Source organism: Spirosoma utsteinense, from assembly GCF_014282275.1.
GTDB lineage: Bacteria > Bacteroidota > Bacteroidia > Cytophagales > Spirosomataceae > Spirosoma > Spirosoma utsteinense.
The window spans coordinates 1-23,296 of record NZ_VFIA01000025.1; the positions used below are offsets into that span (position 1 = coordinate 1).

22 protein-coding genes and 1 pseudogene are annotated in these 23,296 nt (G+C 51.8%); 14 read left to right on the forward strand and 9 right to left on the reverse strand.

Annotation, left to right across the window (positions count from 1 at the left end):
* Positions 1-2,150: pseudogene (locus FH603_RS18390) on the forward strand (hypothetical protein); the annotation flags it as partial.
* A 114-nt stretch (positions 2,151-2,264) separates the two neighbouring features.
* On the opposite strand, the gene FH603_RS18395 reads toward FH603_RS18390, so the two are convergent.
* Positions 2,265-3,320, reverse strand: a complete 1,056-nt coding sequence (locus FH603_RS18395) for a hypothetical protein (protein ID WP_235985449.1) — start codon at positions 3,318-3,320, stop codon at positions 2,265-2,267.
* 226 nt (positions 3,321-3,546) lie between these two features.
* Here FH603_RS18395 and FH603_RS18400 point away from each other — a divergent pair, with 226 nt between their 5' ends.
* Positions 3,547-4,515 carry an OmpA family protein gene (locus FH603_RS18400; protein WP_186739095.1) on the forward strand — a complete coding sequence of 323 codons (969 nt, stop codon included), beginning with the start codon at positions 3,547-3,549 and terminating at the stop codon, positions 4,513-4,515.
* 30 nt (positions 4,516-4,545) lie between these two features.
* On the opposite strand, the gene FH603_RS18405 is transcribed toward FH603_RS18400, so the two are convergent.
* Positions 4,546-5,865 carry an NAD(P)/FAD-dependent oxidoreductase gene (locus FH603_RS18405; protein WP_186739096.1) on the reverse strand — a complete coding sequence of 440 codons (1,320 nt, stop codon included), beginning with the start codon at positions 5,863-5,865 and terminating at the stop codon, positions 4,546-4,548.
* Positions 5,866-6,083: 218 nt separating this feature from the next.
* Between FH603_RS18405 and FH603_RS18410 the strand changes: the two genes are divergently transcribed.
* From FH603_RS18410 to FH603_RS18440, 7 genes are all read left to right on the forward strand, one after another.
* On the forward strand, positions 6,084-6,701 hold the full coding sequence (locus FH603_RS18410) for an anthranilate synthase component II (RefSeq protein ID WP_186739098.1): 618 nt from the start codon (positions 6,084-6,086) through the stop codon (positions 6,699-6,701).
* A complete protein-coding gene (locus FH603_RS18415) occupies positions 6,698-7,474 on the forward strand; it encodes an alpha/beta fold hydrolase (protein WP_186739099.1) in 777 nt (258 codons plus the stop codon). The genes FH603_RS18410 and FH603_RS18415 overlap by 4 nt, the downstream gene beginning before the upstream one ends.
* A 162-nt stretch (positions 7,475-7,636) precedes the next feature.
* Positions 7,637-8,305: a CBS domain-containing protein gene (locus tag FH603_RS18420; RefSeq protein ID WP_186739101.1), complete on the forward strand. Its 669-nt coding sequence runs from the start codon at positions 7,637-7,639 to the stop codon at positions 8,303-8,305.
* 120 nt (positions 8,306-8,425) lie between these two features.
* Positions 8,426-9,301 (forward strand): NAD kinase, encoded by an 876-nt coding sequence (locus FH603_RS18425; RefSeq protein WP_186739103.1) that lies wholly within the window; start codon positions 8,426-8,428, stop codon positions 9,299-9,301.
* Between the two features lie 113 nt (positions 9,302-9,414).
* Positions 9,415-10,422 (forward strand): DUF6089 family protein, encoded by a 1,008-nt coding sequence (locus FH603_RS18430; RefSeq protein ID WP_186739105.1) that lies wholly within the window; start codon positions 9,415-9,417, stop codon positions 10,420-10,422.
* Between the two features lie 58 nt (positions 10,423-10,480).
* Entirely contained in the window at positions 10,481-11,152 is a 672-nt protein-coding gene (gene porG, locus FH603_RS18435) for a type IX secretion system protein PorG (protein WP_186739106.1), read from the forward strand.
* Positions 11,153-11,288: 136 nt separating this feature from the next.
* Positions 11,289-12,080: a M23 family metallopeptidase gene (locus tag FH603_RS18440; RefSeq protein ID WP_186739108.1), complete on the forward strand. Its 792-nt coding sequence runs from the start codon at positions 11,289-11,291 to the stop codon at positions 12,078-12,080.
* A gap of 110 nt (positions 12,081-12,190) precedes the next feature.
* On the opposite strand, the gene FH603_RS18445 is transcribed toward FH603_RS18440, so the two are convergent.
* From FH603_RS18445 to FH603_RS18455, 3 genes are all read right to left on the reverse strand, one after another.
* Positions 12,191-12,397 (reverse strand): hypothetical protein, encoded by a 207-nt coding sequence (locus FH603_RS18445; protein ID WP_080241091.1) that lies wholly within the window; start codon positions 12,395-12,397, stop codon positions 12,191-12,193.
* Between the two features lie 8 nt (positions 12,398-12,405).
* The gene (locus FH603_RS18450) at positions 12,406-13,911 is read right to left on the reverse strand and encodes a CCA tRNA nucleotidyltransferase (protein ID WP_186739110.1); all 1,506 of its coding nucleotides are present in this window, start codon (positions 13,909-13,911) and stop codon (positions 12,406-12,408) included.
* Positions 13,912-14,001: 90 nt separating this feature from the next.
* Positions 14,002-14,562 (reverse strand): L-threonylcarbamoyladenylate synthase, encoded by a 561-nt coding sequence (locus FH603_RS18455; protein ID WP_186739112.1) that lies wholly within the window; start codon positions 14,560-14,562, stop codon positions 14,002-14,004.
* A 229-nt stretch (positions 14,563-14,791) separates the two neighbouring features.
* On the opposite strand from FH603_RS18455, the gene FH603_RS18460 reads away from it, so the two are divergent.
* Together FH603_RS18460 and FH603_RS18465 are read left to right on the forward strand one after the other, a co-directional pair.
* Positions 14,792-15,508: a membrane or secreted protein gene (locus FH603_RS18460; RefSeq protein WP_186739114.1), complete on the forward strand. Its 717-nt coding sequence runs from the start codon at positions 14,792-14,794 to the stop codon at positions 15,506-15,508.
* Between the two features lie 58 nt (positions 15,509-15,566).
* Complete coding sequence (locus FH603_RS18465; protein ID WP_186739116.1) at positions 15,567-16,679, forward strand: AI-2E family transporter; 1,113 nt, start codon at positions 15,567-15,569, stop codon at positions 16,677-16,679.
* A 5-nt stretch (positions 16,680-16,684) separates the two neighbouring features.
* Here FH603_RS18465 and FH603_RS18470 read toward each other — a convergent pair whose 3' ends face one another.
* Entirely contained in the window at positions 16,685-17,692 is a 1,008-nt protein-coding gene (locus FH603_RS18470) for a nitrilase-related carbon-nitrogen hydrolase (protein ID WP_186739117.1), read from the reverse strand.
* Positions 17,693-17,958: 266 nt separating this feature from the next.
* On the opposite strand from FH603_RS18470, the gene bshB1 reads away from it, so the two are divergent.
* Positions 17,959-18,678 carry a bacillithiol biosynthesis deacetylase BshB1 gene (bshB1, locus tag FH603_RS18475; RefSeq protein ID WP_186739119.1) on the forward strand — a complete coding sequence of 240 codons (720 nt, stop codon included), beginning with the start codon at positions 17,959-17,961 and terminating at the stop codon, positions 18,676-18,678.
* An 85-nt stretch (positions 18,679-18,763) separates the two neighbouring features.
* Here the strand turns inward: bshB1 and FH603_RS18480 are convergent, their stop codons facing one another.
* Positions 18,764-19,003, reverse strand: coding sequence for a hypothetical protein (locus tag FH603_RS18480; RefSeq protein ID WP_186739121.1), 240 nt, complete (start codon positions 19,001-19,003; stop codon positions 18,764-18,766).
* A 318-nt stretch (positions 19,004-19,321) separates the two neighbouring features.
* Between FH603_RS18480 and FH603_RS18485 the strand changes: the two genes are divergently transcribed.
* Positions 19,322-19,792 carry a YsnF/AvaK domain-containing protein gene (locus tag FH603_RS18485; RefSeq protein ID WP_186739122.1) on the forward strand — a complete coding sequence of 157 codons (471 nt, stop codon included), beginning with the start codon at positions 19,322-19,324 and terminating at the stop codon, positions 19,790-19,792.
* A 39-nt stretch (positions 19,793-19,831) separates the two neighbouring features.
* Positions 19,832-20,821 carry a YsnF/AvaK domain-containing protein gene (locus FH603_RS18490; RefSeq protein WP_186739123.1) on the forward strand — a complete coding sequence of 330 codons (990 nt, stop codon included), beginning with the start codon at positions 19,832-19,834 and terminating at the stop codon, positions 20,819-20,821.
* A 365-nt stretch (positions 20,822-21,186) separates the two neighbouring features.
* On the opposite strand, the gene FH603_RS18495 is transcribed toward FH603_RS18490, so the two are convergent.
* Positions 21,187-21,537, reverse strand: coding sequence for a YtxH domain-containing protein (locus tag FH603_RS18495; RefSeq protein WP_186739125.1), 351 nt, complete (start codon positions 21,535-21,537; stop codon positions 21,187-21,189).
* 295 nt (positions 21,538-21,832) lie between these two features.
* On the reverse strand, positions 21,833-23,245 hold the full coding sequence (glmM, locus tag FH603_RS18500) for a phosphoglucosamine mutase (protein WP_186739126.1): 1,413 nt from the start codon (positions 23,243-23,245) through the stop codon (positions 21,833-21,835).
* Positions 23,246-23,296: the final 51 nt, after the last annotated feature.

Here is a 23,296-nt window from a genome sequence, read left to right on the forward strand (position 1 = left end):
CGCGGGTCAACGCCGATACGCCCCCCTTCACGATCTACGTCGAACAGTCGGGTAAGACCATTACCTATACCTGGTCCCGACAGGCTACCTGTAACGGTACCCCACCTCCAACTACCACTCCGCCTACGACGGTCACGGTGACGCCCCCCACGACGGTCACGGTCACTCCGCCCACCACGGTCACGGTCACGCCCCCGGTCACCACTACACTGGGTGGGGCGCTGACGATGTTGCCTCCAACCTACAACTGCGCCACGGGTAACATCATCTTCAACACCAGCGGGGGCAATGGGACCACCATTCGCTTTAAAGCTGCGGGCATCACCGACTGGACCACTAATCCCAGTCAATACCTGGACCAGGGCTCGCGGGTCAACGCCGATACGCCCCCCTTCACGATCTACGTCGAACAGTCGGGTAAGACCATTACCTATACCTGGTCCCGACAGGCTACCTGTAACGGTACCCCACCTCCAATTACCACACCACCCACAACGGTAACTACCACACCGCCGACCACTCCACCACCCCCTACCCCTAGTACGAGTGGATACTATGGCTACCGGGGGGATAATTTCAACTACGAATCCTTACCGGCGGCAGACCCTTCCAGTGATCCGTTTCCTGTTTTCGAAACAGATAAGATCAAGGTGACGCTGGCGCTACGTGATCAGAGTTCTACGTCGAGCGCACCAGGCATGGGCGGAGCTGTCTACCAGATTTACAATAAACAGCGGCCGGGGCATACGCTGGTGTATAATGCGCTCGTCTGGAAAGGCGAAGATCAGGGGATACCGCGTAACGGACCACCGAATCAGATATTTACCGGGCAGGGACTATCGGAATGTCTCTATCAAATGCCGCGTCCTTACTTCGGGTTGAGTGAAACAAACGAACCACCCGAAAACCCATCATTGGGCTATAATCCGAACGAAGTGGGTGATGATCATGGCAACTCGGGCCGCTTGCTGAAGTACGGTAAAGCTGGTAATACCAAGTTTTACACCGAAATGACGCCAATGCTATATGGGCAGGTTCGGGCCCCGGCGAATGAGGTGCTGATGAAGAAATGGGGTGAAGTGAAAGATCGTGCGCTGATCCTGAATTATGAGACAACCTTCAACCGGTCGGCTAACGAGCGGGTGGTAACCAAAGGGCAGGAATCTCCCTGCCTGTATGTTAACAATCTGCGGATATTCAAGTACTACAACGGCGATAATCCATACAGTGGTGATGGAATAACAACGTTTGTAGCACCAACGTCATCGAACGGGAATGCCAGTTCGCCGAACAGTCCCAATGGGCAGCGGGCCGGTGGATTGTACGTAACCGAACCATGGGTGGGTCTGTTTGGCGAAGACGGGTATGGCATTGCGCTGATGTTGAAAGATAACATCCGAAGCTTCATCGGGTATTGGGGTGATGGTGGTGGTAACTACGCACAACCCAACAAAGGAGGTAGCTACGGCTATATAGCCCATGCCATGAACGAGATGCTCGACATGAACATCAAATGGCGGCACCGGACAGAAGTTATCGTTGGTACGGTCGATGAAATCCGGGCTTATGTGTACGCCAACTCATACCGCCCGGCCGATAAACCTTCGTTTAAATTCAATACGGCTGGTCGCGAGGGCTGGAGTCTTAACTCGGGCGATGGCGATGACCGCCATACCTGGGATGAACCCTATACAGGTCGGCCCCGGAATGGCTGGAAAGTCTATTTCAGTGCCGGCTCCAATGCCGTAATCAGTTCACCCGGGGCTACCTGGAAAGCAAGCCTGTTCAACAAGATATACATTCGTATGGCCTATACGGGTGACGAAAAACAGTGGAGCCTCCGGTTCCGCCGGAATCGGCAAAAGGGAGACGGCAAGCTGGACTTTAGCGGGCATCATGGCAACGAAGAAAGTGCGCGTTACCCGGATGGTACATCCGATCGGCCGGAGCAGGTGAAGATGTTCCCGGTAATTGGCGATGGGCAGTTCCGAACCTATGAAATAGACCTTAGCAAGAACCCCGAATGGCGGAACGTCATCAACGAGATCTACCTGAAGCCACACGCTGTCGACGGAAAGTACCAGTACAGAGAAGGTGAGTTTGCTATCATAGACTGGATCGATACCAATCCGAACGGCCCATCCAACTAAGCCGCCAGCCGAGCACAACGAATAGCTTTATCCAAAAAAAGCCGCTCCCCTGCATGGGGGAGCGGCTTTTTGAATTCGGGAGCGAACCAGATAACCGAAGGCTTCGGGCAACGGCTAGGCCGCCATACGCAGATCGGGCTCCTGGTCGTCAGGCTGCTCCAGCATGGGAGTGATGATCGTGTTCATCCGCTCCCGTACGAAGCTCTCCTGGAGATAGGAAGGGAGCTTGGCCACTAACTGCCGGTACGCTTCGATACCGAGCGACTTGGCAATATAGGCTTCGTGCACCGAGTTCACATGAGACACAATGTTGACCAGACTCTGGTGGAACAACTTGACATCGATCTCTGAATCGACAAACCGTTCGATCTCGCGGTTGGTCGACGAGATACGAAGGCGGCTCAGCATATCGAAATAAGTGGTATAGCCAATTTGTTTGGCCAGCTGCTTATACTGCTCAACACTGAATTTCTGTAAGATCTCACCCGTTTTAGGGCTCCGTAGGGCTGTCTTCGGGTTGTTCTGAATAGCATTGCGCAGCGACTTCACGCGCTGGTCGCGGGTGGTCTTCAGAAACTGCGCCAACTCGGCCTGGGCCGACCCTGACCTCGATGGCAGGAGAAGGTCTGTTTTCGTTGCTACACTGAACCGTTTGGCCATGGGCAACCGCTGAATGCGATACCCGTTGATAGGACCAAGGGCATAATAGCCGATAGATGCGGGGTAATAGCCCCGTACAACCATATTTCCAATCCGTTTACGGATCAGCTCTTCGTTGCTGACATTGACGCCCTGCACGCTCAGAAACGCGCGTGCGCTGAAGAGGGCGCTGTAATAAGCCTGTGGAAACGTCCAGTGGAGGGAGCTTTGCAGGTACTGCTCGTCGTTGACGACAGGCGTGATACGAAGCGCATACTCAGCACTCCAGCTATTGAGCAACAGCTTCTCCAGAGCCCGGCGACTTTCGTCGGTAGCCCGGCCATGGAACTGCTGAAAAACCGGAAACTTAGCCACATCGAACAGGTCATTCTGGTGTTGGATGTGGTAATCCATCGCAAAAAAATGGTTCAGAAACACCTGCGCCGGGATGGATTTTCGCCAGTTCTCGTCCGGCGAAACGTTGACCGACGGAGCCGGTGCAAGCGGTGCCTGAGCGTTCGTAGAATGCATCGAAACGTTGGTTATCTGTGTCATATAATACTAACGAAAACGGGTCTCCCGGCGTTCATTTTTGAGTTATTTTTTGTGTATTATAAGTCGCTGAACTACAATGACTTAAGCACAATTTTTAGTGTTCTTTGTGACTTATTTTTGATCCTTTTTTCTGAGGTCGCTTAGGTAGGTTTTCGGAGTTGCGTAGACACTATGAACCACATTTTTCCGTTCTTTGCAGACGATGATTTGGATACACTATGGATTGATTGTCGGGAGCCTGACGCTAGCCGTTAGCCCGTCAATAGCGACACAGGCACAGTCGCGAAGTCGGACGATAACTCCCCCCGCTAACAGTTCTGTTACCGTAGCCGCAGGCAAGACTTCACTGGAAGGATTCGTGCTGGATGCTAAAAGTCAGAAACCAATTGCCGGGGCCGTTATACTGGCAGAGACGAAGTTAGGGGTGGTAAGTGCTCAGCAAACGGTTGGTGATGATGGGGTATTTAAGTTCACGCTCGATCCTAAGCAGTCGTACATCATAAAAGCCACTGCAGCAGGCTATGAGTCACTGGCTGAGCCAATGGCTTTTGCTTCGTCGAATACGAACACATCGCTCAGTACAAGCAGCATTGGTAATAAACGTTTCGTTTTGTATAAGACAGGCGAAAAGCCACCTATCCATCGAAATGAGAGCACTATCGAGAGCAGGTCTGTGGCCGCTTCGTCGGGAGGGGCTTCCGGGGCGTCGGTTGCCACGACGACCAATCAGTCGTCAGCTTCCGTTTCATCCGGTCAGCGGTTGACGCCCCCCAAAACACTCGATGCCAAAGTCGTTTACACGCCCCCGCTCGTAGTAGCGGCTCCCGGCAAAACCACGCAGCTACGCGCCATTCAGTTTGTACAGAGCAAAGCCGAGTTTCTGCCCGATGCACAACCCGCACTGGAACAACTGGCCGATTTTCTCAGGACCAATCCTACCGCCGAGATCGAACTGGCCGGGCATACCGACAATCAGGGGGACTTCGATGAAAACGTCCGGCTGTCGAAACAGCGCGTCGAGGTAGTGAAAGCCTATCTGGTAGCCAACGGCATTGCCGCTAACCGGATTGTTACCCGTGGTTACGGTCCTACACGACCCATTGGCAGCAACAACGCGGAGACTACCCGGCAGATGAACCGACGGGTGGAAATGACCCTGTTGAAGCCGTAAGCCAGCCGTAGTGCCATATCAGCTACAGGTTTAATGAGCTGCGATCAGCTCGGCAACCTCCCGGCCGGTTTGCATAGCCGCGTTGAGCGACGGATAGGTAGTTTGATCGCCACACTGGTATAGCGATTCGCTTAGCTTCAGTGGTTTATGAACCGCTGGCTGGTGTATCGAAGTCGGCGTATCGACAACCGGCGGATAAGCGGGTAGGGCTTGCGGGAGGTGATAGGTACGCAAATGCTTCCAGTGGCGGGCATCAGCCCCAAACCATTCCATCAATTCCAGTCGGATTCGTTCCGTCAGGGCGGTTTCGTTGACCGTCTCCAGCCCCTGTGTGCTAACCGAAACAAGGGTTTGATCAGCCGGTGCGTAGGCGGGTGCTACATCGCTCATCAGGGCAATGTTATGTATGGCCGAACTTCGATGGGTATTGAGGAGTAACAGCTTTTTGGCGGGTATGGCAGGCGGATCGATGCTACGGGGAGCCGCAAAATAAGTGCAGGTCGTATGATTGAATAACCGCTCGCTCAACTCGCTATGGCTTGCTGTAGGAACGCCCAGCAGCCGGTCGGCCTGCGCTGCATCGACGGCCAGCACTACGGCCCGACCCGTTAAGGACTCGCCCGAGTCGAGTACGACAGTCTGCCCGTCGATGTGGCTGACCGTCGTCTTTAGTCGGATCTGGGCTGGAGAGAGCCGACCTGCCAATTGAGCCGGAATTGCCCCGATACCACTGGCTGGCACAGCCGCATCGCCCGAGAAGAACATTCTAAAGCAGAACTCGAAAAAGTTACTGGAGGTGATAAGCGCGTCCTCCAGAAAAACACCCCCGAAGAACGGCCGGAAAAACCGCTCGATCATCCGATCCGAAAAGCCAATTTCATGCAGCAGCGCCAGCGTAGTAGTGGGTGTCTGCCGGAAGAGTTCATCGATAGGTAGCTCCTGTGTTCGGCGCATCAACTCGAAAATCCGGATCTTGTCACTCAGCGTCCCAATGGGCGACGCCAGGGTCTTGAATACAGAAAATGGTTCCTGGAACGGGTTCAGCAAAGTCATCCATTGGGCAGCAGCATTGGGTGCCTGATCCCGGATCAGCGCGCCCGACCGAAAGCGCTGGAGTTCGAGGGCCTCGTAGTTGAGGAGCCGACGGGCTTCGGGATAGGCGGTGAGCAGGATTTGAAACCCGCGGTCGAGCTGAAACCCGCCGACAACATCAGTACGGACCCGCCCGCCAACCGCATCGGCTGCGTCGATGAGCAGGGCTGCGATCCCCGCCTGCTTCAGGTATACCGCGCAGGTCAGGCCAGCCATCCCGGCCCCAATAATAATTACCGGTGAATCGACAGACGACATACGAATGAGTTAAAACAAATGAATGAAAAGCAAAGGTATGGACTAGCCCAATTGACAAATGAGCTATAATCGAATTGTGTGGTACTTTTTTTATAAAAATTGACTAAAACTTAGGTAATGATAATTTAATATGCTGATTATCAGTACATATAAAAAGTATTATTTTGCTTTTTATGGTGAATTGTTAATTTTGCCACAGTTGGTTGTGTTCTATCCGTATGAAGCTGTTAATCGTCGATAACTTCGATTCATTTACGTACATGCTTGTCGATTACCTGCGGCAGGCCGGGGCGGAGTGCCGGATTGTGCGGAATAATGAGCCGATGGAACAGTTTACCAGCGAATGGGTCGATGGGGTGGTGTTGTCGCCGGGGCCGGGTGTCCCCCGTCAGGCCGGTCAGCTAATGGATATCATCGCTCATTTTTACCAACGTGTTCCTATTCTGGGTGTATGTCTGGGGCATCAGGCGCTGGGGGAGTTCTTTGGTGCGCGTCTGGTGACGGCTCATCGGCCGATGCATGGAAAAGTGTCGGATGTTCGGGTGCTGGCCGCTGACGAACTGTTACGAAACCTGCCGTCCACATTTGCCGTAACGCGGTATCATTCCCTGCTGCTGACGAGTCTGCCCGCCGACCTGATTGCCACGGCTGCCACCGACAGTGGTGAAGTGATGGCCCTGCGTCATCGGACATTACCGTTGTGGGGTGTACAATTTCATCCGGAGGCCGTACTGACCCAAAACGGCCTGCAATTACTGATAAACTGGGTCGATTCAATAAAACGTTATAAAGTTAAGCAGCTAGCTACTGCACCGTTAACCGTTCGAGTCGCATGAACTATACAATCCGGGAGGAAGCGGGCTTTCGCTACGTAGACGAAGGCCAGGGCGAAGTGTTATTGCTGTTACATGGTCTCTTTGGAGCCCTCAGTAACTGGGACAGCGTTATCGATACGTTTTCAGACCGCTATCGGGTCGTAATCCCGCTGCTTCCGATCTATGAAATGCCACTCCGGCAGGCGAGTCTGGAGGGGCTGCTGGGGTTTGTACAGAAATTTGTTGCTCAGCAATCGCTCCAGGACCTCACCCTGCTGGGTAATTCACTGGGGGGCCATCTGGCTTTGCTTTACACGTTCACCAATCCCGACCAGGTTCGCCGGTTGGTACTTACCGGCAGTTCGGGCCTGTTCGAGAATGGGATGGGCGGGTCGTTTCCCAAGCGCGGCAGCTACGATTACATTGCCGAGCGGGTTGCCTACACGTTCTACGATCCGAAGGTGGCGTCGAAAGAACTGATCGACGAGGTGTTCGACATTACGAGCAGCATACCCAAATGCATGAGTATCGTGGGTATTGCCAAATCGGCTCAGCGGAATAATGTGGCTAAAGATCTGCATAAGATCCAGGTGCCAACGTTACTCGTCTGGGGATTGAACGATACCATTACACCCGCCGAGGTTGGTCACGAGTTTAACCGGCTGATTACTGATTCGGAGTTGTTTTTTATCGATAAGTGCTGCCACGCACCCATGATGGAATGTCCCGACCGGTTTAATGAGTTGCTCGATAACTGGCTGATTAACCACCCGATGGGAGAACTGGTCAGTTGATATGTGGCTGACGTAATCGCGCAGAACGCGATGCCAGCTTCCTCTGACCAACTTACTAAATCATTAACTGCTGTTATTTGCTGACGAATTTCCTTTCATGTGTAAACTATGGTATAATTTCTGTAGTTTTCTGCCATACAGTCTTTTTAACGACCATTTACTATGCTGGCTTCCGATCTCATTGACCCGATGCTTCCATCGCTGAAGCTAACCGATTCGGTGGCGCAGGCGCTGGACTGGATGCAGGAGCATCGTGTCGGGCAACTCGTACTAACCGATCAGGGAGAGTATCGGGGCGTAATTAGTGAAGAGTTGCTGATGGATGTTGCCGATGATGAGCAACGCCTGAGCGATGTGATGCGCTTGTTCGAGCAGACCTTTGTATACGAAGATCAGCATCTGTACGAAATCATCGGGCTGATCCTTCAGAACCGGATGGAAGTAGTAGCTGTCCTGACCGAGGAGCAGGAATTCAGCGGGACTATTTCCACCAGCGAATTGCTGAAACAGTTTGCTCAGGAACTGGGGGTGCAGGAAGCCGGCGCTATTTTGATCCTGAATATGAACGAGCGTGACTACTCGCTGACTGAAATTAGTCGGCTTGTTGAGTCGAACAACGTCAAGATCATCAGCAGTTACTTCTCCAGTGCCGCTTATGGCATGCCCGACCGGTCGCGGCTAACCCTGAAACTCAACCGCCGGGAGATAACATCCGTCATTTCAACCCTCGAACGCTTCGGTTACCGTATTGAAGCGGCTTTTGCCAATGCGCCCGTCGAAAGCATCGATCAGGAGCGGCTCGATTCGCTGCTCCGCTTTCTAAACACGTAACCTTAGTTAACCAGTCGTAACCCGTATAAGTCGTAAGGGCCATTTGGCGGCTGGAAGCCTCACGGATGACTTACAACCTGGACGACTTACGACTCGTTTTTTGACCGTCTGATTTTTCCTATGAGAATTGCCATTCACGGGCGCAACTTTCCCGAATCGGCCCGGCCCTACATCCAGTCCATGTTCGAAGAGTTGGCCAAACGGCAGGCCGAAGTCGTTATTTCGGAAGGCTACCGCGACTTTTTGGATAAAGCGGGGGTTGCGCATTATAGCGAAGCTACCTACTCCACGACTGAAGGGGTTGCCAATGCCGACTTTATCTTTAGTCTGGGGGGGGACGGTACGCTGCTCGATGCGGTTACGCATGTCGGGCCGCGGCTTATTCCAATCATCGGGATCAATATTGGCCGGCTGGGTTTTCTGGCTACGGTAGCCCCACCGTCCATCCGGCTTATGATCGATGCGCTTTTCACCGGCCAGTTCAGCATCGACGAACGGTCACTGGTGAGCGTACGGTCCAATCAGGATATTTTTGGTAACCTGCCCTTTGGTCTCAACGACTTCACGATCACGCGTACACAAACATCGTCGATGATCACGGTACATACCTACCTCGACGGTGAATTCTTGAACTCCTACTGGGCCGACGGGGTGATTATCTCGACGCCCTCCGGGTCAACGGGTTACTCGCTCAGTTGTGGCGGGCCTGTACTGTTGCCCCAGACGAATAACTTCATCATCACGCCCATCAGTCCTCATAATCTCAATGTACGGCCTATGATCGTGATGGATTCGTGTCAGCTGGCCTTTGAAGTTGAGAGTCGTAGCGGTAATTTTCTGGCGGCCCTCGACTCCCGTTCCTTTACCGTCGAAACATCGGTCCGGATCAGTGTTCAAAAGGAAACCTTCCCCGCCCGACTGGTCAAACTTAGCGACGATAATTTCCTGAATACGCTCCGCAGCAAGCTCAACTGGGGCTGGGATATCAGAAACTAGACTTTCCTGTTTTGTAATTTTCCGGCCATTTCGCCAATAAAAACAACATTGCGGCCGTTTCGGAAATGGCTGGTTTCCGGGCCGCACAAGGTTGATTCACGTCTTACACATCTATGAAAAAATACAAGTCTCTGCTGACCGGCTTAGCCGTGGTCTTGATTCTGACGAACCATGTCACGAAAAGTTCAGCGCAACGACGGCCCAACACTCGCTTCGCTCCGTATTCATCCGTGTCATTTGGTGCTGGCTCGTCGCACTACTACGGTGATGTGGCCGGATACCGTCGGGCACTCAGAGCCACGTATATCATGCCCCGCTGGAACGTAGGCCTGGGCTATACCCGCCAGTTCACTCCGCACTTTGCGGCCAGAGCGACCTTCACCTGGGCACGTATCGCGGGCGACGATTATACGTTCAACAAGAACAACGTAGAGAAATACATTGCCCAGTATGCCCGAAATCTGCATTTTAGAAACGATTTGAAAGAGTTTGCGCTGACAGGTATTTACAATTTTGTAGAAGACGGCCGTAATTCCAACCAGCGGGCCAAGTTCACGCCCTACCTCTTTGGCGGTCTGGCGTTGGTAGCCCACAGTCCCGAAGCCCGCACGCCGGCACCACCCGATAATGAGCCTTACGAAGCCCGCCGGTGGGTGAAACTTCAGCCGTTGCGTACGGAAGGTCAGGGGCAGCCCGGTCGTGAGAAGCCTTATTCGCTGGTTACCGTAGCCATTCCTATTGGCTTTGGAGCCCGTTACAGAATCAACGAACTGTTTAACGTTGGTTTAGAAATTGGCTTCCGGTACACCTTTTCTGACTACCTCGATGATGTCAGCGGTAATGGGTACGGCGACCCGGCACTACTGGAAGGGCTGGCTACTAAGATGGCCGATCGTCGGTTTCAGGTCATCGCTGCCCGCAAAGCAAATGGTCCGGACCGGTATGCTCCCATAAAACAATTATTTGATAGCGGTACGCCTGACCAGCAACTGGTGGTTCAGGATGCGTTGACGACTTCGGCTCGTGGTGGGTCTGGTATTACCAGAGACGGGTATATCCTGACCAATCTGTCTATTCAATACGTTATTCCGGGTAAGATCAAATGCCCGCCCATCCGGTAAGCTGAAATTGGCAGGCAGGCCCACTGAAATGGTTTCTCGTAGCTTGTTGCCTATCCTTATGAACCATACACGAATCAACACTGCCCGGCTACTGATAGCCGGGCTTTTTATAACACTCTCGGCACAGGCACAGAAAATGGAAGTTGGTGGTGGCCTGGGCGGAATGCTTTACAAAGGCGACGTATCAACGTCGCTGAATCCGCGTTTCTACCGGCCAGCGGCCAATCTGTTCTTTCGGTATAACGCGAGCCGTTCGTTTTCCTTACGGGCCGGGTTAGGCATTGGTAGTATTGGCGCTGCCGACCGCTTTAGTCGTGATCCGCTCCAGAAGACCCGCGATTACTCGTTCAGGAGTCGCCTGAGTGAAGCGACGATCGACCTTCAGTATAATTTCCTTAACTATAAACTGACGCCAAAAGCAAAGAACTGGACACCTTATGTATTTGGCGGGGTTGGCCTCTGTAGTTTCCGCAACCCGGTCGTACGGGCGCGGGGTATTATTAATTTTCCGCTGGGGGTGGGGGTGAAGTATGAGATCAACCGGCCCTGGAGTGTGGGGCTTGAGTTTGGCACCCGTTTTACCAAGCATGATTACCTCGATGGTCTGGGCGAACGGACATATGGCATAACAACCAATAAGACAGCTCAGGGTAATCCCGTACTTCGGGACAGTTATACCTATACCGCATTGACAGTGAGCTATACATTTTACAAGATCGTCTGTCCGTAGTGAGCCGGGTGGGTGGACCAAACCGCTATCATTCCGGCTGAATGGCCTATTTCTTTCCCCATCCCATTACTTTGCGTACTTTTGGCAGCTCAACACGACACCATGCAGATTAGTGAGGATTGATGTAATTTCGTTCATGCGAATAGCAGGTATTGCAGGCGCTTTGTTGATGGGAGGGCTTAACATAGCCTCGTCGCAGGTCATCACCAGTAATTCAGACGAGCCTACTGTATACGCGTATTGTCAGCAATTTCAGCGTTTATACACCCAGATCCGTGAGCAGACTGTTGTTCCTGATTCTGCCCGGATGCAGTTCAGCACGATCATGAAGGGGCTACAGTCACGTTTCCAGAGTGCGGAGAGCTTCCGGGTCGACTCGCTCCAGCGGGACAGCCTGCGCCAGACAAAAGACTACTTCTGGTTCCCGGTACGAGGCTATTCGACCAGCGCTATTGGGGGTACGCATGGCGAAGGTTATCGCGGAAAAGGCTTCGATTTATTTGATTATACGGTGCGGGGCAGCCACCCGGCTCAGGATATTTTCGTTGTCGACCGCAACCAGAACAACCTCGACGATCGAACGAGCCAGCCGGTCGATATTCTTTCCATGAGCAGTGGACTTGTCGTGTCTATTGAAACTGGCTGGAAACCCGGCTCCGATTACCGGGGCGGCAACTGGGTGTGGGTTTATGACCCAAACCTGCACGGTCTTTTCTATTACGCCCATAACAGCGCGGTTCACGTAGTGACGGGGCAATGGGTGCAGGCGGGACAGAAAATCGCAGAAATGGGCCGTACCGGTTTCAATGCGTACAAAACACGTTCCCCCACACATCTGCATCTGATGTATCTGCAAATTCAACCCGATGGACTCCCGCAGCCGCTCAACTCCTACCAGTGGCTCATAACCGCCAGAACGTCTAACTGAGTGATGAGCGATGAATGATGAGTGGGGAATGATGAACGATGAACGATGAACGATCCTTCGGTCGCATTTATTTATCGTTCATCATTCATCATTCCCCACTCATCACTCCCCTACGACTCCCGCACCAGGTTTACGCCCGTGACAAGAAAGATCATGCCGACAATGAAAGGTGCGGCTGCCTCTCCTTTTGAGACGCTAAGCCCTAAAACCGGTTTGCCGTCCGATAGGAAAGCGACCAGGGCGAATAGTATGACAACGACGCCAAGGATGGTAAGCGATGCGCCAAAGAAGCGCCGAAAATTTGTTTTATTCTCCATTGATTCAGTTAAACAGGTTTTTCATCCTCGACATTGACTGGTCCGGATGTACTTAATTCTGATAATTGTTTTACGACGGTCAACCCGCGTTTCCGACCCTCATCGACCAGAAATGGAAAGGCGACATCCAGTTTGTTTGGAATAAGGCCGTCCAGAACAGCTTCTCGGATAAGGGTCTTTATCTCGCCTACGTCCCTGGAAGGCGGCAAACCAAATACTTCCATGATCAACTCACCCGTAATTACCGGCTGGAAGTTACGCAGTTTGTCGCGTTCTTCGAGATCATGGAGCTTCCGCTCGACCCGATCGAAGTTGCGCAGGTGTTTTTGTACTTTCTCGTAATTTTTCGAGGTGATGTCGGCCCGGCAAAGAGCCATCAGCCCGTCGAGGTCGTCGCCCGCATCGACCAGCAACCGGCGTATAGCCGAGTCGGTAATCTGCTCTTTGGTGAGCGCAATAGGACGAAGGTGTAGCCGCACAAGTTTCTGCACAAAGCGCATGTGTTCATTCTGCGGCAGCTTCATCGTTCTGAAAATGCCGGGCACCCAGCGTGCTCCCATGTCTTCATGCCCGTGAAACGACCAGCCAACCCGCTGGTCGAAGCGTTTGGTAGCAGGTTTGGCAATGTCGTGGAGCAAAGCCGCCCAGCGCAGCCAGAGTTCATTCTCGCTCAGGACTGGATTTCTATCGGTACGATTGGCCACATTATCCAGAACCTGCAGCGTGTGGTAGAAATTATCTTTATGGCCTTTCCCCTCGATGGTTTCTACACCCCTCAGCGCGATCAGTTCAGGGAAAATTCGCTCCAGAAGGCCGGCATGGTACAGCAATTTAAATCCGTACGATGGCGTAGGCGAAAGAATAATCTTGTTCAACTCGTCGGTTACGCGCTCCCGCGACACGATAGTGATGCGTTCATTCATACGAATGATAGCGTCGAACGTGTCGGGCTCGATATCGAAATTAAGTTGCGAGGCAAAGCGGATGGCCCGCATCATACGCAATGGATCATCGGAAAAAGTGATGTCCGGTCCGAGTGGCGTCCGAATGATCTTGCGTTTGATAGCCGTCACGCCATCGAAGGGGTCGAGTAACTCACCGAACGTCGCCCGGTCGAGACTGATGCCCATGGCATTGATAGTAAAATCCCGGCGGTTCTGATCATCTTCGAGGGTGCCATCCTCCACAATGGGTTTGCGGGAGTCTGCCCGGTATGATTCTTTTCGGGCACCCACGAACTCAACTTCCCAGATTTTGCCTTCATGTTCGGCTTTCAGCATGGCCGTACCGAAACTGGGAAATTCAGAAACATGCGTTCGCAACGTATGCCCGACGGCTCTGGCCAGTGTGATGCCGCTGCCGATACAAACGATATCGATGTCTTTCGACGGGCGGCCCATCACCAGATCGCGCACGAACCCGCCAATGACGTAGGCCTGCATACCCAGCTGTTGGGCTTCCTGCGCGATACGGTCAAATAGTGGATTCTTATCTAGGGTATCCCTGAAATTCATTGTACTGATGGTCGATTTTCGGTAATCAGGCTTCGGTGAGAGGGCTGTTGTCCGGCACAGCCCGGTATGGTTGATAACCTGATTGCCGACTTATTTTCTGATAAACTTGATGCCTCCATTCACGGCCAGCCACAGAATGCGTGGTCGTTTGGGCGTACTGGGTAATGTGCCAAACCGCTCGGCAAAAGCCCCCGTAACGGATGGTGGCAGCGACAAGGACTCCAGCGGTAGTGACAGCAGGCCCCGGCTGAAACTACCAATCAACCGCTGTACGTCGTTGCTCAGCGACCGCCTTACGGCCAGTTCACCTGCCTCGGCGGGTATTTCTCCCGGCTGTTTCTCATCGGCCCACAGCCGCAGCGATACGTTCTTGCCCTGCTCATAAATGACGGTCAGCGGATCTTCGGCAAACTCGGTCAGATCATAGGCTACGTCCGGCATTTTGGCTACATACATACCCAACTGGTCGGTATTCATAATGATTACCGTTGGATAGAGACCGGCGGGCATAACGGAGCGGAGCGCCAGAAGCGCTTCGACGGCTTTGTCGTTGGCGGGGTCGGCCACTAGGGACCAGCCCGTTTCGTCGGCAAGGGCAATGAGTTGTCCCTGCCGGAGTTGATAGGCGATATCGCGGGTGTTTGACGTCATGGCTAATTAACCCGCAAAAGTACGGCAAGTTCAGCGAAAGACCGCTGATACTCGCCAGCGGAGCCCCGGCAAAAGCGGCCCGGTCTCCGGAGTAGTGAATGAGGAAGGCCTGTAATCGACAGAAAAAGGATGGAAGAACAGCGCTGTTGAGTAGTGAAGCAGGACTATTTCTCTTTTCAGCCCTGTTCAGTTGCTGTCTGTTCATTAACGTATCAACTCAACTAATCCTATGAGCCTACGCCACCTACTTCCAATAACCTTACTTGTCATTGGACTCATTACCGCGTTTCTGCGGGTTCAACCCGGCCTGAACGGAGCCTGGCAATTTGTAGAGCCGTCTGGTACTACGATTATGTTGACCATCGCCGATGCTTACCTGATGGAAACAGCCTATGAACCTGACCGGTTTCATAGCAGCCGGGGTGGTAAATACCAGCAGACCGATAAAGGCTTTACGGTATTGGTCGAGTTCGATACGAAAGATAGTAACCGAGTGGGGCAGCTTGAAACGTATCAGGTTACCTGGCGTGATGGCCGGCTCGTTGTAACCAGTCCTTCGGGGAGCCAGACCTATGACCGGGTTAACGAACCGTCAACATCAAGCCCGCTGACCGGGTTGTGGCGTATTACGGGCCGAGCCAACGAAGCCGGTCAGCTAACGACAATGCAGCGTGGTGCCCGCAAGACCCTTAAATTGCTGACGGGTAGCCGGTTTCAATGGGTAGCGATCAATCCGGAAACAAAGCAGTTTTCTGGAACAGGGGGCGGTACCTATGCGCTGAAAGAAGGTAAGTACACGGAAACGATTGATTTCTTTTCGCGAGACAATAGCCGCGTGGGTCGTTCGCTTACGTTTGAGGCAAGCGTTAGCCCCAATGAGTGGCGTCATAGCGGTCGAAGTTCGACAGGGGGGCGGGTCGATGAAGTATGGAGTCGCGAAAAATAAGGGATTTTGGGGAGAGCAGGTGTAATGACTACTTTGCACCTGATTTATCACCAACGTCATGAACCCCGAGCCAACCCGCCCCCACTACCACCAATTCTCCCATTCGTTATTATCGTTGGCCATTCTGACTGTGGCTATCTACCTGGGCCAGGATATCCTGGTGCCACTTGCTATGGCAGGACTGATTGCGGTGTTGCTACGGCCGGTTGAAGAGCGGCTTATTCGCCTGGGTCTGCACAAAGTATTTGCCATTAGTATCGCACTGCTGCTGGCTATTGTTGTGGTAGCCGGACTGGGCGTGATCCTTTCCATGCAACTGGCTGATTTTTCGGACGATCTGCCCAAACTCCGCCAGAATATCAATGATCTGGTCGACGATGCCCGGCAGTGGGTTCGGCGTGAGTACAATGTCAGCTACCGCCAGCAGGAGAAATACCTCCAGAAAGCCCAGACCCAAACGCTCGACAGTTTGCAGAGTGCCAGTACGCTGGGTGTTATCACAGGGCCGCTGGGCACCCTGACCCTGGTACCGATCTATGTCTTCCTGCTTCTCTATTACCGCTCTATGTTGCTACACTTTGTTGTCGTGCTGTTTTCTGAAAAACATACTGAGCGTGTACGGGAAGTACTGGGGGAGGTAAAAATCGTTATCCAGAGCTATGTGGTGGGCCTGCTGATCGAAACAGCCTGCGTAGCTGCGCTCAACTCGGCAGGGCTTTTAATTCTGGGTGTTCAGTATGCGGTTCTGCTCGGAATCATTGCAGCCATCCTGAATCTGATTCCCTACATCGGCGGACTGGTAGCTACCGTGCTGACGGTGCTTGTCACGTTTGGTAACCAGCCCGATATGTCGATCATGTTTGGTGTACTGGGCGTCTTTCTGTTTGTTCAGTTTATCGATAATAACTTACTGGTTCCTCTCATCGTTGGTTCCAAAGTTCGGGTAAACGCGCTGGTTTCCATTGTAGGTGTGCTCGTTGGCGGGGCGCTGGCGGGCGTCTCGGGCATGTTTTTGTCTATTCCCGCCATTGCCATCATGAAAGTGATCTTCGATCGGGTCGACAGTCTCCGGCCGTGGGGAGTGCTGCTGGGCGACCAGACGCCGGAACAGGCTGGTAGTAACCTCTTCCGGCTGAAACGCCGGCGAAAAGCAAAGGTTATTGAAAGTTGACCCGATTAGTTGTACATTTTTTTGATCACCTCCTGCTGTACACGGGTAACGTGCTGACGGTCGGCGGGGTGATTCAGGAGTGTATTGGGAGGGTATATGGTGTTTTTTGCGTAGCTCTCGCTGTAGAGTTCGAGCCGCTGCCGGGCCAGCAGATTGGCTGCTGCGGGGCGTTGCCGAAATTCACGTAGGGCAACCAGATCGATGTCGGCGTTAGCCGCCATACTTTCACCATAACCGGCTTCGGCCAGCACCCGCCCTTTAGGATCGACAATTATCGAGTTGCCGTTATTGGAATCGGCAGGAAGGGGGCTGTTTGCTATGCCTGCTGAGTTGGCCGATATGATGTAAGCCATATTTTCGGCGGCACGCGCCAGTTTAGCCACACTTCTTTGCGTTGGTTGGGGGCTGCTCGCGTCGGAGGTTGAGTGCAGGAGTAGCTCAGCTCCCCGCATCGACAGACAGCGGGCGACTTCAGGATAAAGAATATCTTCTGAAGCAATACAGGCCAGATTGCCAATGTTGGTTTTTACCACCGGAAACAGGGAGTCATACCCGTAAGCGTCGATATATAACTCCCACACATCATGCGGGGTGGGTATATGTAAGGCGTTCAGGCGTCGGTAGCGCAGCAGTACGTCGCCGTTAGGGCCAAGGATAAAACTGGTTTGAAAGTAGAGCTCCGGGAAAAAAGGGTCCTGTTCGTAGGCGTTGCCCGAAAAATAAATCTGCTGGCGCTGCACCATCGCACCGAGGGCTTCATAGATGTTGCCGTCAATATCGAGCGCTGCTTTTTCCCGCCATTCGTCAATGGTTTCAGCCATTGGAAAACCGGTTAGAAACGATTCGGGTACCACAACCAACAGGGTGTCGCGGCCGGCGAGGCCAATAGATGCAGCAATCTGTTTTTCGATGCGCTCAATTGTCTGGAGCATTACCGTTTCGGCCTCATCACGAGTTGTGCATGAATTAACAGACTGGCAGGTTACTTGAAGGGCAAGGGTTTTGTAGGACATGAATGCATGGTTAGGGTGGTGGGTAATTCAATCACTGAACAGCTATCGGCACGGCCAAAATGACCGCAAAATACCAATTTTCAGCCAAACCCCGGTAAGCAGTTTACCCAAGGCTAAGCGTAATGATTTCGCTACAAAGCATAAGCAGCTTAAGCGTAAAACAAAGACGCTGGTTACACCGCTCAGGCAATGAATCGAACTTTCAGGCTCAGTTTGTAGTACTTATCAGATAAACGTTACATTCTGTTTTTTTGAAATAATACTCCATGACCGTTGATGTATTGGCCATTGCAGCCCATCCTGATGATATTGAAATGACCTGTGCCGGTACCGTTCTTTCGCTGGTAGCACAGGGGAAGACGGTAGCGGGGGTTGACCTGACGCGGGGTGAACTCGGTACACGGGGCACCCCCGAAATTCGGCTTCGCGAATCGGCAGAAGGGGCCAGACTGATGCAACTGGCAGCTCGCGAAAATATGGGTTTCCGCGATGCCTTTTTTCGTAATGATGAAGAGCATCAACTGGCGGTTATTTCAGTCATACGGCACTACCGACCTACAATTGTGCTGACCAATGCGGTCGACGATCGCCACCCCGACCATGGCCGGGCAGCTGAACTGGTCGTGCAATCCTGTTTTTACGCTGGCCTGCGCCAGATTAAGACGACTGGCAAAGACGGAAAGCCTCAGGAAGCCCACCGCCCTTCGTTTGTCTATCATTTTATTCAGGATCGCTCGTTAACCCCCGATTTTGTGGTTGACGTTACTCCCTACTGGGATGGCAAAATTGCCGCTATAAAAGCCTATAAAAGTCAGTTTTTCGACCCCGATAGTCCGGAGCCGCAGAGTTACATCTCGGGCGAGGCATTCATGAAATTTCTGGAGGCTCGTACCCGTGAGCATGGACACATGATTGGGGCCGAGTTTGGCGAAGGGTATACAACCAAACGAATGCTGGGCGTAACAGATTTGTTCGGTTTGGTATAAAAAGCGGCATTTCATAAAAAGCATCGGGGTAGCCACGAACAGAGTTTTGTTCCCGGCTACCCCGATGCTTTTTATGAAGTGAGCTTTAGTTATTCCGTACGGAGTCTTTAACGGCTTCTTTGTAATCTTTACGAGCCGAATCAAGGTCAGCTTGTTCTTCCATTACATCTCCTTTGGATTCACCGTCGCGTTGCGCTTCGATAACCTCTTCTTTTTCGTCTTTTACTTCTTCGGCCTTGTTTTCTGGCTTAGAGTTGCAGGAAAACTGGGTCGTGCCACAAAGAACAGCTACCGACAGACCGAAAATAAGTTGTTTTACTTTCATGTGAGACTATTTACTATTGTTGAGCTTGTATAACAGCTGTTAATTGAAACTGTTGGAAACTTCGCTTAAGTGGTCATTTCCCGAGAGGGATTAACTCATGCAGAAGAGGAAGTTCGACCAAGTGCCTATTAAAGAGTCCTATCCATTATCAGTTTGTTAACATTTAAATTTACCAGCACTTAAGAGGCTGGTAATCAGTATCTGAAAATAAAGACTATTAAAATTATAGAACAAAAGGGGTATGGGTTGGCTTATACATACGCCAATCCGGAAGGACTGCATGAACACGCTTTAACGCGTTTAACCGATACACCGCTGATGAATAATACCGACAATGCCGATACGCCTGCTAATGGAGTTAGCCCTCAGGGTAATCTCTCAGGCTTGGTTGACGTACTACGCATTCCGGTAATTGAAGAGCAGGTGCAGATTGAGAAGCAGCTCGTTGAAACAGGTCGTTTGCTGATCAATAAAGCAGTTCGGGAAGAGGAGCGGGTAGTTACTACGCCCCTTGTACACGAAGAGCTTAGTGTAGAGCGTGTTCCTGTCAATCAGTATGTGGATGTTGCTCCGGCCATTCGTTACGAAGGTGATGTAACTATAGTGCCGGTTGTTAAGGAGGTAGTAGTTGTAGAAACCCGGTTGGTACTTGTGGAGGAAGTGCGCATTACTAAACGGCAAATAACAACTATCGATACGCAGCAGGTTACGCTCCGGCAGGAAGAAGTAACGGTTGAGCGGATTGACAATGAAGCGGACGTTCGGTCTGATGGCAGACCCTCGTTATAGATTAATAAGTTCTCAACGTAAACCCAAAACAAAAAAGTCATGGCATCATTAACAGTAGTAGGCGTTTTCGACAACGCAAACGAAGCACAGCAGGCAGTAGAAGCGCTGGTAAACGATGGTTTCTCCCGTAGCAACATCGACCTGTCAGCTCAATCGGGTGCTTACAATAGCGGAGACAGCGATCTTGTACCTGACCGTCACCAAAATACGAGTGGCACACGCACTGAAGAAGTGGTAGATGATACCAAAGACGTAGGTAGCAGCATTGGTAATTTTTTCAGCTCTTTGTTCGACAGTAACGATGACGCTGACAAATATACGCGGGTTGCCGACCGCAGCTCGATCGTTACGGTGCATACGCAATCGGAAGATGAAGCAGAACGGGCCGCCGATATTCTTGACGATAACGGTGCGGTAGATGTTGATGAGCGGGCTGCTACCTATGGCAGCACGACCGGCTCTTACGATAGTACGACCGCTGCCTACGGTACAACGGGTGGTGTTGTTGGTGCAACGGGCTTATCCGGTGATCTGACGACGTCCGATGCCGCTTACACCAGCGATAGCCTGACAGACCGCGATCGGACCGATCTGGTAAACAATGATCAGACGATCAAAGTAATCGAAGAAAACTTACAGGTAGGCAAGCGTGAAGTAGAAACGGGTGGTGTTCGGGTACGGAGTCGTATCGTAGAACGCCCAGTCGAAGAAAGCCTGCGTCTGCGCGAAGAGCGTGTAACGATTCAGCGCAATCCTGTAAACCGGGCTGCTACATCGGCTGACCTGAATGCGTTCCAGGAAGGACAGATCGAGCTGGTTGAGCATGCCGAAGTACCTGTAGTTTCTAAAACGGCCAACGTCGTAGAGGAAATTTCGATCGGTAAAGAAGTGAACGAGCGTCAGGAAACGATTCGTGATACGGTTCGTAAGACTGAAGTGGACGTTGAAAACTTAGGCACAACTGATTCAACCGTTCGTACGGAACGGACCGATCTGGACAGCGACGATACGCTGTTTACAAACCGGTAGAATTTTTAGAGTGGCCGGTAGTAAAAAACTGGCTATCCCTATCTAACTAGTAAAGACAGAAGGTTCGAGCTGATTTCAGTTCGGACCTTCTGTCTTTACTGCTTCTATGATAAAGTATGTAGGCGGGGTCAATCAATTAGTAAGGTGGATGATACATTCGTAGTCAGGAATAATTGACTGAAAGCTATCTATGACCTGGCCTAGTTGCTTGTGCGCTTTTCGTAGTAGACGAGATTTGGAGCGCTCTTTCGTAAACAGGTAGTCAATTTACTAAGGGTAAGCAAAAAAAGCTCCCGCCCGGTACGTATACCAAGCGGGAGCCCACTTTTTCATGATGTTGAGTAAATCAAAAAGCAATCTGTTACTTAGTTCACTTTGAAAGCGTCTTCCGCTTTGTTGATACCAGATTTAGCGGCATCGGCAGCGTCGTCAACTCCGTCGTTATAATCTGACTTGGTCTGATCGCTGTTGTACTCGGCTTCCTCTTTATACTGGTTGTAGGCATTCTCTGCTTTACCCGTGTATTTGTTAACCGTTTCCTTGGCCTGACCTGTCAGTTGATCGACCTGATCTTTCAGTTGGTTGAATCCTTCGTTGATCTGATCCTGCCAATCTTTTGCACCGGTGGTCAATTTATCACGGGTTTCTTTACCGCTCCGGGGAGCCGTTAGTAAACCGATAGCCAGCCCTGTCAATAGTCCTTTGAAGAAGCTCATGAGTTCTAGTGTTAGTTTAATCGTTGTCTTGATATTACTCAATACATTGTCTAAAAACTGTGCCACATACTGATTGATCTGGTAAGCTATTGATTTCTAGTCGATTGTTTGCCCGGGTAACGATAGACTAAAAAATGGCCAGGTGAGAGTTGAGTAGGTTTTTCTACATAGTGGGGGCAAACGCCACTCACACAACTTTTCAATATAGGCGTCAGGAAAACTAAAAATGCTGTATAAACGAAAGGCCGACCGATGAAACTTCATCGGTCGGCCTTTCGGATCAGGTACGTATGAATCAGCGTTTTTCGGATATGACTTCCCGAATATCACTGATGATCTTGCTGGCCAGGTGGTCGGCGGTGGCTAACGTCTCCGATTCGGAGTAGATACGAATGATAGGTTCCGTGTTGGATTTGCGTAAATGAACCCACTCCTTATTGAATTCAATTTTAACCCCATCTATGGTGTTGATCGGGTTTCGGGCATATTTCGCTTTGATCCGCTCCAGAACGGCATCAACGTCGATGTCTGGCGTCAGTTCAATTTTGTTCTTGGAAATATAATAGTTTGGATATGTCCGGCGAAGCATGGACGCCGACTTACCAAATCGGGCCAGATGCGTCAGGAATAGGGCAATGCCCACCAGCGCGTCGCGGCCATAGTGCAGTTCGGGATAAATGATGCCGCCGTTTCCTTCGCCCCCGATACGGGCGTTATTTGCCTTCATCATTTCAACAACATTTACCTCGCCTACCGCCGACGCAAAGTGTTGACCACCGTGTCGCTGGGTAACGTCACGCAGGGCCACGGTACTCGATAGATTCGAGACCGTGTTGCCAGACAGGCCGGGGGTGTCCTTACCGTTTTTGAGGACGTAGTCGGCCACGGCTACCAGCGTATACTCTTCGCCAAAGGGTGAACCATCTTCGCAAATAAGGGCCAGTCTGTCGACGTCCGGATCGACGACAATCCCGAGATCAGCAGACCCCTTCTCCATTTCCTTGATGATGTCGCGCAGGTTTTCGGGAAGAGGTTCGGGGTTATGGGCAAAGTTTCCTGTTGGTTCGCAGTGTAGTTTGGTAATCTGCTCAACGCCCAGTGCCTCCAGCAACAGTGGGACCGCCAAACCACCCGTAGAATTAACGGCGTCGACGACTACCCGAAAATTACGAGCGGCTATGGCATCACGATCTACCAGGGATAGCGCCAGGATCTGGTCAATGTGTTTCTGGAGCCAGGTATTGTCGGTCTGATACGAACCCAGTTTACGAATTTCTGCAAAATCGAACGCGTCGGCGTCAGCGATGTCGAGCACGTCGGCCCCATCCTGAGCCGAAATAAACTCACCTGTCTCGTTCAGTAATTTAAGCGCGTTCCATTGAATTGGGTTATGACTGGCCGTCAGGATAATGCCTCCCGATGCTCCTTCACCCGTAACTGCCAGTTCAACGGTCGGCGTGGTAGAAAGACCCAGGTCGATTACGTTCAGGCCAATGCCCTGTAAAGTTGCTGCTACTAACTTGGAGACCATCTCGCCCGACAATCGTCCATCTCGCCCGATCACAACGGTTTGCCGGGTAGGGTTACGTTGTCGCAGCCACTGCCCGAAAGCAGCCGTAAATTTCACCACATCTAGTGGCGTCAGTCCATCGCCACTGCGCCCTCCAATCGTTCCTCGAATTCCGGAAATAGACTTAATTAATGCCACGCTGATGGGTTAGGTAAGTATTCAGATAACGTCACAAAGATAGTTGCCAAC

Bases quoted from the DNA above. Each gene is read 5' to 3' on its own strand.
- FH603_RS18480 (WP_186739121.1), bottom strand. From the start codon at position 19,003: ATGAAAGTAAAACAACTTATTTTCGGTCTGTCGGTAGCTGTTCTTTGT.
- FH603_RS18465 (WP_186739116.1), top strand. From the start codon at position 15,567: ATGAACCCCGAGCCAACCCGCCCCCACTACCACCAATTCTCCCATTCG.
- FH603_RS18455 (WP_186739112.1), bottom strand. From the start codon at position 14,562: ATGACGTCAAACACCCGCGATATCGCCTATCAACTCCGGCAGGGACAA.
- FH603_RS18410 (WP_186739098.1), top strand. From the start codon at position 6,084: ATGAAGCTGTTAATCGTCGATAACTTCGATTCATTTACGTACATGCTT.
- FH603_RS18430 (WP_186739105.1), top strand. From the start codon at position 9,415: ATGAAAAAATACAAGTCTCTGCTGACCGGCTTAGCCGTGGTCTTGATT.
- FH603_RS18440 (WP_186739108.1), top strand. From the start codon at position 11,289: ATGCGAATAGCAGGTATTGCAGGCGCTTTGTTGATGGGAGGGCTTAAC.
- FH603_RS18485 (WP_186739122.1), top strand. From the start codon at position 19,322: ATGAATAATACCGACAATGCCGATACGCCTGCTAATGGAGTTAGCCCT.
- FH603_RS18470 (WP_186739117.1), bottom strand. From the start codon at position 17,692: ATGTCCTACAAAACCCTTGCCCTTCAAGTAACCTGCCAGTCTGTTAAT.
- FH603_RS18425 (WP_186739103.1), top strand. From the start codon at position 8,426: ATGAGAATTGCCATTCACGGGCGCAACTTTCCCGAATCGGCCCGGCCC.
- FH603_RS18415 (WP_186739099.1), top strand. From the start codon at position 6,698: ATGAACTATACAATCCGGGAGGAAGCGGGCTTTCGCTACGTAGACGAA.
- FH603_RS18395 (WP_235985449.1), bottom strand. From the start codon at position 3,320: ATGCATTCTACGAACGCTCAGGCACCGCTTGCACCGGCTCCGTCGGTC.
- FH603_RS18460 (WP_186739114.1), top strand. From the start codon at position 14,792: ATGAGCCTACGCCACCTACTTCCAATAACCTTACTTGTCATTGGACTC.
- FH603_RS18400 (WP_186739095.1), top strand. From the start codon at position 3,547: ATGATTTGGATACACTATGGATTGATTGTCGGGAGCCTGACGCTAGCC.
- porG (WP_186739106.1), top strand. From the start codon at position 10,481: ATGAACCATACACGAATCAACACTGCCCGGCTACTGATAGCCGGGCTT.
- FH603_RS18445 (WP_080241091.1), bottom strand. From the start codon at position 12,397: ATGGAGAATAAAACAAATTTTCGGCGCTTCTTTGGCGCATCGCTTACC.
- FH603_RS18495 (WP_186739125.1), bottom strand. From the start codon at position 21,537: ATGAGCTTCTTCAAAGGACTATTGACAGGGCTGGCTATCGGTTTACTA.
- FH603_RS18405 (WP_186739096.1), bottom strand. From the start codon at position 5,865: ATGTCGTCTGTCGATTCACCGGTAATTATTATTGGGGCCGGGATGGCT.
- FH603_RS18490 (WP_186739123.1), top strand. From the start codon at position 19,832: ATGGCATCATTAACAGTAGTAGGCGTTTTCGACAACGCAAACGAAGCA.
- FH603_RS18450 (WP_186739110.1), bottom strand. From the start codon at position 13,911: ATGAATTTCAGGGATACCCTAGATAAGAATCCACTATTTGACCGTATC.
- bshB1 (WP_186739119.1), top strand. From the start codon at position 17,959: ATGACCGTTGATGTATTGGCCATTGCAGCCCATCCTGATGATATTGAA.
- FH603_RS18420 (WP_186739101.1), top strand. From the start codon at position 7,637: ATGCTGGCTTCCGATCTCATTGACCCGATGCTTCCATCGCTGAAGCTA.